At 42.5% G+C, this 16118-nt stretch carries 14 protein-coding genes; 2 read left to right on the forward strand and 12 right to left on the reverse strand.

Annotated elements, in window-relative coordinates; translation table 11 throughout:
- The 9 genes from CQA49_RS04870 to CQA49_RS04910 form a co-directional block, all read right to left on the reverse strand.
- On the reverse strand, positions 1 to 1443 hold a 1443-nt coding region (locus tag CQA49_RS04870), incomplete at its 3' end, for a cache domain-containing protein (RefSeq protein ID WP_115574851.1).
- 456 nt (positions 1444 to 1899) lie between these two features.
- Complete coding sequence (fdhD, locus tag CQA49_RS04875; protein WP_115574852.1) at positions 1900 to 2754, reverse strand: formate dehydrogenase accessory sulfurtransferase FdhD; 855 nt, start codon at positions 2752 to 2754, stop codon at positions 1900 to 1902.
- A complete protein-coding gene (locus CQA49_RS04880; protein WP_147288654.1) occupies positions 2727 to 3002 on the reverse strand; it encodes a hypothetical protein in 276 nt (91 codons plus the stop codon). Before CQA49_RS04880 ends, fdhD begins: the two co-directional genes overlap by 28 nt.
- 41 nt (positions 3003 to 3043) lie before the next feature.
- Positions 3044 to 4120, reverse strand: a complete 1077-nt coding sequence (locus CQA49_RS04885) for a formate dehydrogenase subunit gamma (protein WP_258864200.1) — start codon at positions 4118 to 4120, stop codon at positions 3044 to 3046.
- A gap of 19 nt (positions 4121 to 4139) precedes the next feature.
- Complete coding sequence (gene fdh3B / locus CQA49_RS04890; protein WP_115574854.1) at positions 4140 to 4772, reverse strand: formate dehydrogenase FDH3 subunit beta; 633 nt, start codon at positions 4770 to 4772, stop codon at positions 4140 to 4142.
- 10 nt (positions 4773 to 4782) lie between these two features.
- A complete protein-coding gene (locus CQA49_RS04895; RefSeq protein WP_115574855.1) occupies positions 4783 to 7602 on the reverse strand; it encodes a molybdopterin-dependent oxidoreductase in 2820 nt (939 codons plus the stop codon).
- 106 nt (positions 7603 to 7708) lie between these two features.
- Complete coding sequence (locus CQA49_RS04900) at positions 7709 to 7927, reverse strand: hypothetical protein (RefSeq protein ID WP_115574856.1); 219 nt, start codon at positions 7925 to 7927, stop codon at positions 7709 to 7711.
- A gap of 78 nt (positions 7928 to 8005) precedes the next feature.
- Positions 8006 to 8698, reverse strand: coding sequence for a molecular chaperone TorD family protein (locus CQA49_RS04905; protein ID WP_115574857.1), 693 nt, complete (start codon positions 8696 to 8698; stop codon positions 8006 to 8008).
- Positions 8699 to 8708: 10 nt separating this feature from the next.
- Positions 8709 to 10316 carry a 4Fe-4S dicluster domain-containing protein gene (locus CQA49_RS04910; RefSeq protein WP_115574858.1) on the reverse strand — a complete coding sequence of 536 codons (1608 nt, stop codon included), beginning with the start codon at positions 10314 to 10316 and terminating at the stop codon, positions 8709 to 8711.
- 322 nt (positions 10317 to 10638) lie between these two features.
- On the opposite strand from CQA49_RS04910, the gene CQA49_RS04915 reads away from it, so the two are divergent.
- Together CQA49_RS04915 and CQA49_RS04920 are read left to right on the forward strand one after the other, a co-directional pair.
- The gene (locus tag CQA49_RS04915; RefSeq protein ID WP_115574859.1) at positions 10639 to 11526 is read left to right on the forward strand and encodes a threonine/serine exporter ThrE family protein; all 888 of its coding nucleotides are present in this window, start codon (positions 10639 to 10641) and stop codon (positions 11524 to 11526) included.
- Complete coding sequence (locus CQA49_RS04920; RefSeq protein WP_115574860.1) at positions 11519 to 12082, forward strand: threonine/serine exporter family protein; 564 nt, start codon at positions 11519 to 11521, stop codon at positions 12080 to 12082. Before CQA49_RS04915 ends, CQA49_RS04920 begins: the two co-directional genes overlap by 8 nt.
- Positions 12083 to 12150: 68 nt before the next feature.
- On the opposite strand, the gene ilvA is transcribed toward CQA49_RS04920, so the two are convergent.
- Genes ilvA through CQA49_RS04935 form a run of 3 tightly spaced genes read right to left on the reverse strand, consistent with a single transcriptional unit; the run spans position 12151 to position 16115 of the window.
- A complete protein-coding gene (ilvA, locus tag CQA49_RS04925; RefSeq protein WP_115574861.1) occupies positions 12151 to 13386 on the reverse strand; it encodes a threonine ammonia-lyase in 1236 nt (411 codons plus the stop codon).
- A 9-nt stretch (positions 13387 to 13395) separates the two neighbouring features.
- Positions 13396 to 15465 (reverse strand): LTA synthase family protein, encoded by a 2070-nt coding sequence (locus CQA49_RS04930; RefSeq protein ID WP_181882609.1) that lies wholly within the window; start codon positions 15463 to 15465, stop codon positions 13396 to 13398.
- Positions 15465 to 16115 carry a hypothetical protein gene (locus tag CQA49_RS04935; protein ID WP_115574863.1) on the reverse strand — a complete coding sequence of 217 codons (651 nt, stop codon included), beginning with the start codon at positions 16113 to 16115 and terminating at the stop codon, positions 15465 to 15467. The genes CQA49_RS04930 and CQA49_RS04935 overlap by 1 nt, the downstream gene beginning before the upstream one ends.
- Between the last annotated feature and the right edge of the window lie 3 nt (positions 16116 to 16118).

Below are 16118 nucleotides of genomic sequence, written 5' to 3' on the forward strand. Positions count from 1 at the left end.
AGAATCAAATACTCTTGCTATCTCATTAGTATCACCACCAATTTTATGCTCTAATACATCAAGCATTGTATTAAGCACATTTTTTAATTCTACTAATTGCGGATTAGCAGGATTTTTAATAATCCTTGCTTTAAGATTCCCACTTTCTATTTCTTTAGCTGTTTGAGCTGATTGTGCAATGGCTTCTTCATCTTGAAGGAGAGATTTTTGAGTGCGGGAGATGTTGTCATTAATGATTTGTCCCATTGCACCTAATTCATCTTGAGCTCTAATCTTAATAGTATGCACTTCTTTAGATTCATGATTAAGATAGCGGAAGAAAGATTGAAGGGTGCGGAGGATGATAGGAAGCCTCGCGCCGACAATCTTACGCACGAAAAAATACACCGCTATGCTTACAAAAATCAAAACACAAAGCGCGATTATAATGATGGTTTGCTGCAAGTCTTTGAGTGCAGCAAGTGCAGAAGATTTTGGCGTGGTGACTAAAATCGCCCATTCGCTCGTATCGCCCACCGTTTGAAAAGAATGCACACTTGCATAGCTATCAAGTCCGCTTGTTGTCCTATAATTATCAAAAACCCTCGTTTCGCCATCTTTCACAGCTTGATATACAGGCTTTGCCTCTTCATGCGCGTTACGCTCGAAAATATTTTGCAAAATAAGATCCGTGTTTTTATGTATCGTAATAACGCCATCTCTCGTCACCAAGGCGCGTATATCACCCTCAAAAAGATCAAGCTTAGGATCATTTAGCACACCAGAAATATTCACAAAATCAAAGTTATAACCAATGATTCCTATAAGATTTTTCTCTTTATCAAATATAGGTGCGGCGATATTTAAGCCCAATATCTCTTTTCCAGCAATATGCAAAGCCCTTGGATTCCCTACATAGATAGTTTGCGAATTCTTGCCAGATTCTTTGGTTTCTTTAATAATCTTTTCAATTATCGGGCTTTGCAACAACGCATCATCGCTTTGCTGTAGCACAGCGCTATTAGCAAACTCATTGGTATTTTGATACAGCATTGCAAATTTACCGCTTTGCGTATAGTATTTTTTGTCAAGATTGCGAAAATTTTTGGGCGTTTCTAGCATATAAAGAAAAGTGTAGGTTGCATATGCGCTATTATCAAACATATTTTTTACGATATTTTGCACATCACCAAAATCCACCTCATCTTTTTCCTCGCTCTGAAATATCGCATTGAGCGTGGTTGCTACGCCTTTATTTAGCACGATTGATTCATCTAGCACGCTTTTCATATAGGTTGCGTAATTCTTAGACGCATTTGCAATCGTCTCTTCTATGCTCTCCCGCATATTTTCACCAACTTTATTAAGAATGATTGCGCTTAAAAGAAGCATACCGATTAAAACACTGCTCACTATCGTCAATACAAGCTTTACGCCGATACTTAAAGAACTAAACCACTTCATTTTTCCTCCTGATGTTGTATTTGTTGTGAAAAAGACATCTAAATATTTTTTAAATATCTTTAAGCTTTGGATTTTTAAACCCCTAATTATGACAAAAAAAAAAAAACGCCCTTGTTTAAAAAATCAAAAAAAGCTAGCATTTTCTTAAAAAATCTTACTTTTAAGAATAAAAAGGTGATTTTAAAAAATTTTACAAAGAGTGGAATCTCGTAGTGTGCGGAATTGTGGAGACTTTAATAAATGAGAATCTTTTATGTGTAATTTTGAAACATAAGATAATGTAGCAGAATAAAACAAAGAGATAATCAAATGAGATTCTGAAAAAATCTAACCAACGCGGTAGAATATCACAACTTTATCAACCAAAAAATACAAAGTATAGGCAAAAGCGAAGTAAAACTAAATCTAAACCAAGGCAGAATCCGCTTCTATAAAGGCGATACAATTAATACAACCCTACCCAAAAAATTTCTGCGCTTGAGCGTATTTTTCACAAGGTTTGAGTTGTGGCGCGCTAAGATTTTCACTCTCGCCTAAGATTCTATAAGAATGCGTGTAGATATTGCACCGCCCACCACGCGCAAAGCCAACAAGTGTAATGCCAAGCAATTGCGCGGATTTGACACCTAGTTCAGTAGTTGCGGATCGCGAAATCACAATGGCGATATTATGCATTGCCGCTTTTATCACCATCTCCATTGACAAGCGCCCACTCACAACTAAAATCGCCCTTGAAGTGTCAATGCCTTTTAAGCGCGCTTTCCCCACGACTTTGTCAATAGCATTATGACGCCCGACATCTTCACTCGCTAGCTCGCTGCCATCTTCAAGCACCAAAATCGCCTTATGCACGCAGCCTGTTTTTTCAAATAAATCCGTATTGCGCTCGAAATTTTCAATAAGTTCCCAAAGACGCTCCTTTGAAAGATGCAAATCTGTAGAAATAAATTTTTCTATAATTTTGCCTTCAAAATTCGCGCTCACGCCCACGCAACAGCCTGAAGTCAAGGTTTTTTCATGAAAGAGGTTGTTAATGTTTTCTTCATTAATTTTTGCTTCGACATACACGCTAAAGCCATCTTTTGCGATGCTAAGATGCGTAATATCATCTACAGATTCTATCACGCCCTCACTCATCAAAAAACCCACTGCATGCGCGTCTTGCTCCTTTGGCAAAGACATAGTGGAAAGCAGTTTTTTACCATTAAGATACAAGGCAATTCTTTGCTCTTTGATAATAATATCCTCTGTGTGCTGAGCGGTATTTTCACCCTTTTTTAAGCTCACAATGGGGATTTTGGTAAAAAACATAGTATTCCTTTAAATTGTATCACCTGCGCGGAAGTAAATTCCGCTTCGCCTATTCCTTTTAAACTATCACTTTGGCTAAAGCCAAAGCTCCGCTCCGCTTCCAACTTCGCGGAAATAAATTCCGCTTTGTTTCCAGCTTCACGCACACACAAAACCTTTTTTTGTTTGACAAAATTCTGCGGATTCTCTAACGCACTTTGGTGGTTTGAGAATCTTTTATGGATTGCTTCTGGCTTGCGCCCTCGCAATGACAAAAATCACTACGCAAAACAGCCACAAAGACAGAATCTTAATGATGATGCCCTGCTACGCGCATAGAATCTAGCTTGCCTTGCTTTTTCAAATCCTCATAATAGAAGCTATGAAGCATTGAGACTTCCTCTTCGCCCATGCAACCATTGATGATAGATTCTAACGCGCCTTCAATCGCAAATGCCGCCATATAAATATGCGTAATAAGCAACGCCACCACGCCAAAACCAAGGATATTGTGGATTAACGCCATAAGGCGCAAGGTGTTGATATCCGCCCTTTGAAAGAACATAATCGCCCCGCTAATCACCATCACAGCCCCGCCAAGTGTGGCTATCCAAAACCACATTTTTTGCCCGGCATTAAATTTATGCGCGGGGATAATGCGATTTACCTTATCCAAATATCCGCCCATAATCACAAACCACTTGATATCATATAAGCGTGGTAGGCAGTCTTTCACCCACATCAAAAACATAAGCGGACCAAAAATCGCAAAAGCAATCGTGCTAATACCATGCAAATCGCGTGCAAATCGTATAAGCGCGCCACCGCCGAGCTTATCGCCAAAAACCATCATAAGCCCGGTTATACACAAAAACACAAAAGGCACAGCAGCAAACCAATGCACGAAAATATTGTATTTGCTAAAAACGCGTATTTTTGGCTCATGGTTGTATTTCCTCGCGCCAATGATTTTGTAATGTCCGAAAAACGCCAATGGCGTAAAAAGCACAATGCAAAAGAAAATAAGCGCAAACCAACCATTTTGCAAAGTCGTAAAAGCCTCGCCTAAGCCATTCCAACCACGAATGCCCTTGATTTCCTCTCCCATGCTTAAAGGCTCGATGCTCCCGCCATCGCCGGGAACTACCGCGCCTAGCACGACGCCTGAAGTTTTGGTATCAAAACCCCAATTTTTAATCGCCTCAATTTGGCGCGTGCCATAAATGTGCTTATTGTAGGAAAGATCGACTTCTTTATCGTGGATTCCGATATGATCAGGCGTGACATAATTCTTTTTTGCGCCATCACTTTGCGCACTTTGAGAATCTGCACTTAGAGCGCTTGCCATAAGTACCACCGCAAAAAGGCTCAATACTAGTTTTTTCATGTTCGCCCCTTTTGCGTTCTTAGTCGCCATAGGCTTTTTTCCAAGTATAAGGAATGCGTGGCGCACCCTCACCTTTTGTCAAAGCTCTCTCGCGGATAATCGCGCTCACATCATTGCTACCACCTGCAAGCAATGCTTTTGTGCTACACATTGCCGCGCATGCTGGGACTTTGCCTTCTGCGATGCGGTTTTGTCCGTAAAGATGCCATTCTTCCTCGCTATGTGTTTCCTCTGGACCGCCCGCGCAGAAGGTGCATTTATCCATCGCACCGCGTGAGCCAAATACATCAGATTTAGGGAATTGTGGCGCACCAAAAGGACAAGCATACAAGCAATAGCCACAGCCTATGCAAGTTTTTTTATCATGTAATACAATGCCATCAGCGCGGATATAAAAGCAATCTACTGGGCAGACTTTCGCACAAGGCGCGTCCGCACAATGCATACAAGCAATAGAAATTGACTTTTCCGCCCCCACGATTCCATCATTGAGCGTTACAACGCGTCTGCGATTGACACCCACCGGCAAATGGTGCGCCTCTTTACAAGCCACATCGCAACCATGACAATCAATACATCGCGTATCATCGCAATAGAATTTTATACGCGCATGCCCGGGATCATTAAAACCATTCATTAGATTTTCACTCATAGTTTCCCCCTTATGCTTTTTCTATGCGACAAAGTCCGCATTTTGTCTCTGGACAGCCTGAATTGTAATCAAAGCCATAGCTTGAAATCATATTTGCTGACTCGCCAATCGCGTAAGGCGCTGTGCCTTCTGGATAGTTTTTAAGCAGATTCTTACCTTGATCCATTCCAGAGAAGTTTTGTGGCAACCACACGCTGTTGTAATCCACGCGATATGAAAGTTTGGCTTTGGTGAGAATCTTTGTCTCCATTGTGCCATGCACCCATACCATATCACCATCTTTGATACCTAGCTCAAACGCCTTGTCTGGGTGGATTTCTACAAACATTTCGCCATAGACTTCAGCCAAATACTTTGCACTTCTTGTCTCTGTCCCTGTTCCCATATGCGCGACTAAACGCCCGCTTAGCATATTGATAGGATAATCTTTTGTCCAATCTTTCTCTTTTTGGCGTGTGCGATACTTCACATTTGCGCGGAAAAGATTCTCTTTATCCGGGAAGCTTGGATATTTGTCAATCAAATCCGGACGCACAGAATGTATCGGCTCTCTATGCAATGGAATCTTATCATACCAGTTCCACGCTATCGCGCGCGCTTTTCCATTGCCATAAGGGCAAAGTCCCGCTTCTAGCGCCTTTTCAACAAGGATATTATTCCCCATTCCAAAAGAATACGCGCTAAAGTCCTTAATCGCCTCTTTTTCCTCATCTGTAAGTTTTACGCCCAGAGATTCTATATTTTGCGCGCTTACAGCTGGGTGACCGCCGATTTTTGCACCGGGCAGAATATGAGGTGAAAGCATCGTAGCACCATCTGGCGCACTCACGCCCCAATTCACCCTAAAGCCCATTCCGCCTTCCATAACCGGCTTGCTATCATCGTAAAATACCGGCGTTCCGGGGTGTTTCTCACTCCAGCAAGGCCATGGAAGTCCATAATATTCGCCCTTGAATGGACCTTTACCCATGAGCGTGACTTTATCAAACATATGCCAATTTTCTTGATGCGCCTTCAAACGCTTAGGACTCATACCCTGCAAGCCGATACTGCGGACACTTTGCGTAAGCTCTGTAGTCGCATCTTCAGGCCAAATAAATTGATCCCTACCATCAGCTTTTGCAATTTCATACAAGCTTCGTTGAAACTCCTCCAAAAAGCCCATGCGCTTTGCAAAATCAAAAAGAATCTCTTGATCCTCGCGGCATTCATAGAGCGGATCCATCACTTTTGAGCGCCATTGATAGCTTCTATTTGTCGCGGCAAGTGAGCCGGAAGTCTCCATTTGGCTAGCTGCAGGCAATACAAAAAGATTATTCTCTTTTTCGCAATAAATTGCCAAGTCATTAACATATGGATCGATAAACACAACAAGCTCAAGCTTATTCATCGCCTTGCGTTGCAAGTCAAGCAATGAAACGCTCGTCATCCCCGTGCCAATCACCACAAGCGCGCGCAACATTGTTCCGCCATTGTTTTTTGCATTCTCTTCATCAAGCACACCAAATTTCCAAGTAGAATGCGCAAAACCGCCTGCTTCCATCATTTGCTTATTCTTATAGCGTCCTTGCAGCCACTCATAATCCACGCGCCAATGTTTTGCAAAGTGTCTCCACGCTGCCTCTGTAAGCGGATAATATCCGGGCAAAACATCTGGATTTGCCGCCATATCCGAGCTTCCTTGCACATTGTCATGTCCGCGCAAAATATTCACGCCACCGCCATTTTTGCCAATATTTCCTAAGAACATTTGCAAAATCGGAACGATACGCGTATTGCTCGTGCCAACGGTGTGTTGGGTAAGCCCTTGATTCCAAATCGCACTTGCTGGCTTTGCTGCTGCCATCTCTTCAGCAATATGGATAATAGAATCCGCTGGAATCCCCGTGATATCCGCTACCACTTCTGGTGGGAATTTCTTGGCTTCTTTCATAATCTCTTCATACCCATGCACCCTATCTTTGAGATATTTTTCATCATAGAGTTTTTTCTCAATAATCACATGAAGCAATCCATACACAAACGCGATATCCGTGCCACTGCGGATTCTGTGGAATTCATCGCATTTCGCCGCTGTCTTGCTAAAATGCGGATCGATACACACAAGCTTTGCGCCACGCTCTTTTGCGCGCAAAATATGCACCATTGACACAGGGTGATTCACCGCTGGATTTGCTCCGATGATAAGAATGTATTTTGAGAACATCATATCACCTAAATGGTTTGTCATTCCGCCATATCCAAATGTATTCGCCACACCGGCGACTGTTGGGGAATGTCAAACGCGATTGCAGTGATCGAGGTTATTTGTGCCAAAAAATGCCGAAAACTTCCTTAAATAATAGCATTGCTCGTTTGAGAGTTTCGCACTTCCTATCCACATAACCGCGTCAGGTCCGCTCTCCTCTCTAATTTGCATAAGCTGTTTTGAGATCTTATCCATCGCAGATTCCCAATTTGTGCGCTGCCACTCGCCATTGACTTTTTCCATCGGATAGCGCAAGCGTGTTTCACTTCTCGCTCTATCGATTAAGTCCGCACCTTTACAGCAATGCCCGCCTTGTGAGATTGGGTGATCTTGCGCCACTTCTTGACGCACCCACACGCCATCTTGCACTTCTGCGATGATGCCACAGCCCACAGAGCAATGCGTACAAATTGTTTTCACACGCTTTGCCTTAGGGAACATTTCTTTGATTTCCGCTTGGCTTGCTTGGCGAATCACACGCTCACTATCATTTCCAAACGCACTTCCCACACCAGCAACTGACGCTAATGCAGAAAGCTTTAGGAAAGAACGGCGAGCGTTTCGTCTTGTTGTTTCGCTCATGTTAATTCTCCTTGCTAAATTTGTTGTTCTAAGCTTTTTAGATTCCTTAAGATTTCAAGGATTTTCAAAAAAGCCACCGCCTGCCTTAATTTGCGCTTTTTACACGCTATTTTGCTACTGCAAAATATTCCTGCCAATACTTCGTATCGCTACGATAAAGCACTTCTTGTTTCTTGCTCTTTCCCTTAATGACTTCTTTTTGCTCTACGCCACTTTTACAGCCACTAAGCGCCACAGAACCTACCGCCACAACCGCCGCGCCAAGTCCTGCATTTTTGAGAATCTTACGGCGCGCGCTAAGATTCTTATCTTGTGCTTGAGACATTTTTCCTCCTTTTGATGAGATTTGTGCTTGGGTGTCCCCATTTAAAGGCTCTATTTCAAAAGCCCTTAGATAAGGACATCACGCGTATTCTTCTAACTGCAAAAAGCTTGCAAGCAACGCACCCACCAAGCTATAGCAAGCCAAATCCTCCCTCATGCTTAGAATCTCTGCAATCTCTACGCCCATAGGTTTAATACATTCCGTAAAAATCTGCCTTGAAAGCGCCTCTGATGCGTGGCTAGAATCTGTAGATTCCGCGCTATCTTGCAGTAAATAACGCATCAAAAGTAGCAAAAATCCAAAATGATCCTCGCTCTCTTTAAACTCCTTGCTATTAAGCCTAAAATGCGTTTGTTTTACAAGCTTTTTGACTTCCAAAAGCGCCTCGCCATTGAGGCAACCATTTTTATAATGGCTAAGGTATAAAAACACCTGCGGATTTGGCACATTTGCGCGCTGTCCTTTGCGCCCACCGACAAAAGCCGGTAGATTCTTTGTTGCAAAAGGAAGGTTAAAAGTCTGGCTATACTCGCGCACGAGACTTTGTGTATCTGTTTGCTGCAAATAGCTTTTAAGCATTGCAAATCGCGCAGAATCTTCGCTTGTAATCGGGCTTTGCGACAAAATGTCAATTTGCTTTAAAAACAGCTCTTTGCGCTTTGGCAACAACTCAAACAAGAAAAATCCCGCAAAAAAGTCATAATACAGCGCACGCGCAGAATTGAGCGTTTGGCTGAAAGTTTGTTCTTGATTTGAAAGTGTGGATTCCATATTTTTCCTTTTAAGAATGCTCTTTTGGCGCAAAGATGATTTTCACTTTGCAGTCCGCACAGCATTCGATACTTTTTTGCTTCATAGAATCCCCTGCAAACGCGCTACTTAAAAGCTCTTTAATCCTTGCAATCGATTTGCTTGTCGCAAAGATTTTCCCACATTCCACGCATTTAAAAGGCTCATCTTGCGCTTTTGTCTCATACGCAAAGCTACTTGCTTTGACATCAAGCACGCTAGATTCTATCTTTATGACTTTCTCCGCACACGCGTCCGCGCAGTAGTTGCACCCTGTGCAAAGAGACTGCTTGAAAAGCAACTCAAAAGACGAAGTGTTATTAATAAGCGCCTTTGTCTTGCACGCCTCCACGCAGGAAAGACACAGCGTGCAACCTTGAGAATCTATCAGCACATTGCCAGATCTTGGCATGTGGATTCTGCCAAAGTCATTGCCCCGCACCCACGCAAACGCCCTTTGTGAAAAAACCTCTTTTAGTCCCTCATTTTCGCGCGGTGTGTAAATGTAATGCGCTTGCTCCAAAGGCTCTATCTGCAAAAGTGCAGAATCTAGCTCGGATTCACTACTTGCTAGCAAAATGCAACTTTTGCCGAAAATTGCTTGAGAAAGCGCATTTACTGCCTTTATGCTTTCAGCCATATGCGCGTTTATCTCACCATACAAAATAAGCGTGCTAGCGCTCTCTTGCACAAGACTTAGCAAATAAGTTTCATTCAAAATATGTGGCTGTCCCATTACAAAAGGCAATGCGCCCTTATTTGCGCCTTCATTTGTATTTTTTGCAAGAGCTTGCAAAACCTGCGCGCTGGCAGATTCTGTATGCACGATAAGTGAAAATCCCTTGCAAACGCGCGCTTGAGAAGTGAGGGAAAGCAAACTCTCACTCTCGCGCATAAGCGCACCTGTAGGGCACACGCTCACGCACTCCCCGCACGCCACGCAATCTAGCGGACTTAAGAGAATCTCCATCTTTTTCATGTCGCTAAAAATCCCGCGTGTCGCGCATGTGCTCACACACGCCGAGCAGTAGCCACTTCCATCACTTTTAGCCCTGCGATGTTGGAAGTCACAAAGATTTGGACTAAAAACAATAGGCGCTTCATAGCTATATACGCCACAATTCCCATGCAGTGCGTTAATAAGCGCGTCTGCATTCGCATATTCACTCACCCAATGCACGCCTTTAATGCTTGCCACAGATTCAAACTTTGTGAAAAATACCACTTGAGAAACCTCAAGCACAAGCGGTTTTTGCGCGCTAGATTCTGTATAAAGAAGTTTAAAATTCCCAAAATTCCCATTTAGCCCAACAAAACTTTGTGGCAAAACATTGAAAATCTCTAACTCTGAAAAGTATTTAAAAGCGGGATTTTGCTTAGATTCCACAAGTTCTCTCAAAAAATCTTCAGTCACTTCTCCACTGCCCACCACCGCGATGATTGGCTTAATAAATTGGCTTTTATGAGAATGCAACGGGAGATAATCAAGCCTTGTTTCATTGACTTCGTTTAGAATCTCGCAAGTCTGCGGAGAAAAAATATCGCTTTTTAAAAAAATATCATATACATTGCTTTCAAAAAGCGCTAAATGTCCTTGCATGTGTCCTCTTTGTGTGGTTTATTGGGAATTAAACTTTACTTTACCTTTTGGTAATTTAGGTAAAGTTTTTCTTATCTTTTCTTGATTTAGGCTTATTATAGGAAGCAAAAACTAACAACTTCAAAGACTTGTCAAATCCATAACTATACAAAATAAAACATATTGCAAGAAAGTAACACTGCGGATTCAAACTAAAATTACAAAAAATCCAAACAAAGATTTTACGCTAGCAAATTCTAGCTTTTTAAAAAAGATTTAAAAATTTTAGCGTTATGATTGCGCTTATTTTCTCTACAAATAGAGAATCTTTAAGGTTTATCAAATGAGTGCGAAAACCCCTAAACAAAAGCCAAAAAGCCAAGTTATAAAAGACAAGCACGCCAAAAGCGAGCAAAATTACGAGGATAAGCAAAATCGTAAAAGTGAGCAAAACCACGAAAGCGAAATAGAAGAGCTAAGCGTATTTTTGGCTCAATACGCCGCAGCACTCCTTTCAAATGGCGCATATTCCTCAAGAGTCTCGCGTTGCACAAAGCGCATAGGCGAAAGCTATGGCTATGATGTGAGCATGATTATTTGGCTAAAAAACATCACTCTTAGCATTTCTGAGCGCAGTAATTACCAAAATCGTCGCACACAAGTAAGCTCAAATCCGCCACTTGGCGCAAATTTCCGTATAATTTCAGACTTAAGCGCGCTTAGCTGGCAAATACATGATGAAAAAATCTCGCTCACGCGCGCCAAAGAGCATTTTAAAAATATTATGGAATCTAAAAATTACACTTTTTTCTACTCGCTCCTTTTTGCAAGCCTCGCAAACACCGCCTTTTGCAAGCTTTTTGGCGGTGATGTGGGCACACTTTTATGCGTCTTTTTAGGGACATTTGCAGGCTTTGCAAGCAAACATATCCTAACCAAACTCAAAGTCGATGTGCGCGGAATCTATGTCCTCGTGGCGTTTATCTCGTCATTTGTCGCTTATATCGGTGTGCATTTTGGCATCACAGGCACGCCAGAAATCGCCATAGGTCTTAGCATTCTCTACCTCATACCCGGCATTCAGATTATCAACGCGCTTGCAGATGTGCTGCACGAATACACGCTGATGGCGCTAAGTCGGGGCGTTAATATGATGATTTTGCTGATTTGCATTTCCTTTGGCGCGTATATGACGCTAAGCATCGCAAAAGTGAGCCTTATCCATGTCTGATTTTTTGCAAGAATACCCGCAGATTCTCGCCATTTTACACGCGGAATTTTTCGAAGGCAACGACATTAGCGACATTTTATTGCGTATGCTTTTTGCGATGGTAGCAGGATTTGGCTTCTCATACCCTTTTAATCCGCCAAGGCACATACTTTGGGGCATTATGTTCATTTCTGGGCTGGGGTATTTTATCCGCTCTATGCTTTTGCAAATCCCCGTCTTTAGCCTTGCTGGCGCGAGTTTTTGCGCGAGTTTTTGTATGGGGATTGTGGCATTTCTCATCGCCAAACGCGCCAAAGTGCCGACAGAAACGATTGTTTTCCCCTCGCTCTTGCCACTTTTCCCCGGAAGCTATGGGTATAAAAGCATTCTTTCCCTGCTCGCCTTTGCCAAAAACGCCGATGCACCAAACCAACTAGATTATCTCCTTGCGTTTTTTAATAACCTCACAATTATGCTTTTTGTCTCTGTTTTGCTTGTGGCAGGCGCGTTGATAACTTTTATTATCTTTTATGAACAAAGCTTTATGATGACACGCGGGGTGAAAAGTGAGAAGTAGATTCTAAACAAAACAAATCCAAGCGCAAACCGGGATTTTGCGCTTGGGGGATTGATATTTCACAAAATTCAAAACATTTCGCTAAATTTATATCCATGCTCTAAAAGCACGCGTTGGACAGATTCTTTATGTTCTTTGCCCTTGATTTCAAGTGCAAGCTCGACGATCGCATCGCCGTATTCAAGCTTCGTGCTTACGCGAGAATAGTTGATAAACACGATATTTGCACCCTCTTTTGTGAGCAATTCTGTGAGTTTTTGCAAACTTCCGGGCTTATCAACCAAAATAACTTGAAACTTCATCTTCCTGTCGCTCTTTAACAGCGCCTTTTCGATGATGATATTTAGCATCGTCACATCGATATTTCCGCCACTTAGTACAACGCCGACTTTTTGGCGTGGCTCCAAATCAAGCTTATGATGCAAAAGTGCCGCCACACCAGCAGCCCCAGCGCCTTCAACGACGAGTTTTTGGGATTCTAACAAAAAGAGAATCGCACTTGCAATCTCTTCATCATCAACCTCAACAATCCCATCAACGCCCTGCAAAATGCACTCAAATACGCCCTCATTCACATCGCGCACAGCAATGCCATCAGCGATAGTGCGCACAGCTTGAGAGTTGAGAATCTTTTTTTGATAAAAGCTATTTTTCATCGCGTTTGCACCCTTGGCATTCACGCCGATAATCTTTGTGTTAGGACTTAGCGCTTTATACGCGCTCGCAATCCCGCTAATAAGCCCACCACCGCCTATTGGCACGACTACAATATCAAGCTTTTCTTCTTCTATCATTTCAAGCGCGATACTGCCCTGCCCTGCGATGACTTCGCTATCTGCAAAGGGGTGGATAAAAGTGAGATTGCGCTCTTTGGCAAGATTGAGCGCGTAGGCATAGGCTTCGTCATAGTTATTCCCCGCAAGCACGACTTCCGCGCCCATCGCCTTTGTGCCCGTAACCTTAAGCAAAGGCGTGGCTTCAGGCATCACAATCACCGCGCGCGTTTTGAAGTGTTGTGCCGCATACGCCACGCCCTGCGCGTGATTCCCAGCACTTGCGCAAATCACGCCCTGTTCGAGAATCTGCGTTTTATTCGCAATATCTGCTTCCTTAAGGCATGCGAGTTTATTAAACGCCCCGCGTATTTTAAATGCGCCTGTGAGCTGAAGATTCTCTTTTTTTAAAAAAACCTGCGCATTTGCCATTTTGCTTAGGCGCGGTGCGTAAGCAAGTGCGTTATGCGTGATAATGCCTTCCAAGCGTTTATGCGCTTGCGTAATCAAATCCAAAGAAAGTAGTTTCATGCGTTTTCCTTAATTTTGCTCTATTTTGTAGCCATTTTTGAGAATCCACCAGCTCAGCGCCTTTGCACGCTGTAAGTCAGAAAAAAGCTCCTGCGCGCGTTGCGTGTCCTTAGCGCGTTGCAGTCCATCGCCAAAATATTCAACCTTATAGCCATCATAAATAAATCTATCCGTAGCGACCACATTAAGCCCGAGCGCCTCATTTTTGTCCTCATACACCATCATTTTATTGCTCAAAAGTGGCGCGCCAAAACTCACATATTTGTAGCCATTTGGTGCGGTGAGCTCAACCAAAGTCGGCGTAATATCAATATGCGAGCCAACGCCAGAAATTAGCACTGGATTAAGCTTTGGCGCATAAATGATAAGTGGCACGCTATTGTTTATGCGCACATTTGCCCCGGCAAAGGGATATTCCCTATCATAATGATCGCCTGTTATCACAAAAATGCTATTTGGGAATCGCGCGCTCATCTCCTCCACAAACTTCGCAATCATCTTATCTTGATACCAAATATGCCCTAGAATCTGCTTTGTTGTGGATTTTTGCGTGATTTCTGGGTGTGCTTTCAAAAACGCTTCAATCTCTTCCATCGGCGCGCCAAAGCTTTGCAGTGGGACATCATAGGGCGGGTGATTTGAAGTTGTCATAATCATATTAAAAGTTTTTGGCTCGTTATTGAGCAAGATTCTATCGCGCACAAACAAAAACAAAAGATGATCATACGCGCCCCATGAGTTTTCGTAAGGTTGCGCGTAGTCGCGATTTTTCGCATTTTGAATAATATGCGTAGAGTATAAAATATCATCAAAGCCCTGCGCGGTGATATAGCTATCAAGCTTTTGCCAAGTGCCCGAGCCACCATAATAAAAATGTGTTTTGAAGCCCAAATCCCTAAAAATCACCGCTGGCGCGCTCTTAAATTCCTCCATACGCCCAACCATAAGGCTTAGCGGAATCTCTGTATGCAAAAGCCCGCTAATTTGAGAATCTAAGCTCCCAATCGTATTTCCCGCGCCTTGCAAAAACACATCTGCCTTATATGCGCCTTTTTGTTCAACAAGCTTTTTAAGCTCGCTTGTGAGATTAAGCTCATCAAATTTTTTATCAAAATGCCACTCACTCATACTTTCAGCAACAATATAAAAAATATGATTAATCTGCACATCGCTTGTATTGCTTGAGGTTTTTTGTAGCAATTCTAAGAGATTGTAAGAATGCGAAGATTCTGTATTTTCTGGCGCGCTAGGAAGATTAAAATATTTTTGCGTCGCCACAATCGGGCTTTCCTCCACATAATCATCAAAAGAAGAATGCGAAATCTTGCTATACGCCCTATACACAAGGTGCAAATCACGCAGTGCGCCACTTGTAGCCTTGCGTAAAAAGACATTTTCCACAGGTTTAATCTCTTTGCCAAGCGAAATCCCTTGCAAGCCAAAATGCCCGTTAATCGCAAAAAGCGCACCAAACACAAACACGCAAAAAAGCGCTAAATTTTTCCACAAATGATTTTCTTTTTTCTGGCGCATACGCGAGCTTATAAGCTCATTTGTGCAATACACAAAATCAACCAAACTAAAAAACGCGCGCAAAATCCACATAAGCGCAATGCTTATCACAATGCAGGCAAAGATTTTCACACCCAAATGATACTGCCCGCTAAGTGCAGTTTCAAAAATCGCCATTCTATCATCAAACACAAGCCCCAAAAGATTTGTATTAAACACATCGCCATAGATTTGATAAAAGCCGATATTTGCGATATTCACAAAGCACAAAACAAAAATAACAAGACTTACAAAAAGCTTCCTTATGCCTTCACCAATCCTACTTGTCCCAAGGAAAAGCGCAAGGACAAAATACACCACCGCCAAAGCGCCAACAATCTGCCCATCATAGCGTGCGCCATTAATAAAAGTCTGTAAATATTCCCCGCTACTCTCCCCTATCGCGCCACCCCACACGCCAAGATACAAAATAAAAAACGCACGGAATCCAAAACACACAACATACAAAAAGATAAAAAAAATCAAGCTTTTCCATAAAAGTTTTTCAAAAAAATAACTACGCTTCATCATCTGTCCTTGCGAAAAAATAAATTAAAAATCTTGCCCCAAAGTGCGCAAAATGGGTGCCTAAATAGCGCAAAAATTGAGAATCCAAGCGCATACAGCCACAAATAAGGGCAAATGATAACTTCATAAAGGCTAAAAAGATAAATATTGCCATCGAAGGGGGGGGGCATAAGATTAAAAGATTCTAAACAAAGCGCAAGCGCATACAGCCCAAGACTTAAGCAAAGGAGTTTAAGCGCAAATCTATCAACGCACGCAATGCAAAAAATAAAAATTAGCACAACCACACCTTGCACCAAAATTGATAAATGCGCCAAATCAAAAGGCAAAAGATTAAGCGCGCTAAGATAGAGCAACACACCAAAAAGCGCGAATACAAAAAGCGTTTGGGGCTTGAGTGAGTGGTTTAAAAAAGAAAATGTAAGCCCAAAGCTTTTCAAAACAAATATCATCAGCAAAAGTGTGCAAAACACACTCGGTGCGCCAAAAAATGAATAAATCAAAGCATTTGTGTTAAAGCCCTCAACCAATGGCACAAAACTTAGCGCAAAAAATAGCGCCACAAACACAAAGCGCGCAAACTTATGCCTAAAAAGCACTTGCGACAAAAACGCTAAAATCCCTAAACTCAACACGCCAACGCCAAACATCAC

It is taken from the genome of Helicobacter sp. MIT 00-7814, from assembly GCF_003364115.1.
Lineage (GTDB): Bacteria > Campylobacterota > Campylobacteria > Campylobacterales > Helicobacteraceae > Helicobacter_F.

Coding starts and splice junctions, on each gene's coding strand:
- fdhD (WP_115574852.1), bottom strand. CDS start 2,754: ATGTTTTTTACCAAAATCCCCATTGTGAGCTTAAAAAAGGGTGAAAAT.
- CQA49_RS04935 (WP_115574863.1), bottom strand. CDS start 16,115: ATGTTTGGCGTTGGCGTGTTGAGTTTAGGGATTTTAGCGTTTTTGTCG.
- CQA49_RS04915 (WP_115574859.1), top strand. CDS start 10,639: ATGAGTGCGAAAACCCCTAAACAAAAGCCAAAAAGCCAAGTTATAAAA.
- CQA49_RS04885 (WP_258864200.1), bottom strand. CDS start 4,120: ATGAAAAAACTAGTATTGAGCCTTTTTGCGGTGGTACTTATGGCAAGC.
- CQA49_RS04920 (WP_115574860.1), top strand. CDS start 11,519: ATGTCTGATTTTTTGCAAGAATACCCGCAGATTCTCGCCATTTTACAC.
- CQA49_RS04910 (WP_115574858.1), bottom strand. CDS start 10,316: ATGCAAGGACATTTAGCGCTTTTTGAAAGCAATGTATATGATATTTTT.
- ilvA (WP_115574861.1), bottom strand. CDS start 13,386: ATGAAACTACTTTCTTTGGATTTGATTACGCAAGCGCATAAACGCTTG.
- CQA49_RS04905 (WP_115574857.1), bottom strand. CDS start 8,698: ATGGAATCCACACTTTCAAATCAAGAACAAACTTTCAGCCAAACGCTC.
- fdh3B (WP_115574854.1), bottom strand. CDS start 4,772: ATGAGTGAAAATCTAATGAATGGTTTTAATGATCCCGGGCATGCGCGT.
- CQA49_RS04900 (WP_115574856.1), bottom strand. CDS start 7,927: ATGTCTCAAGCACAAGATAAGAATCTTAGCGCGCGCCGTAAGATTCTC.
- CQA49_RS04930 (WP_181882609.1), bottom strand. CDS start 15,465: ATGAAGCGTAGTTATTTTTTTGAAAAACTTTTATGGAAAAGCTTGATT.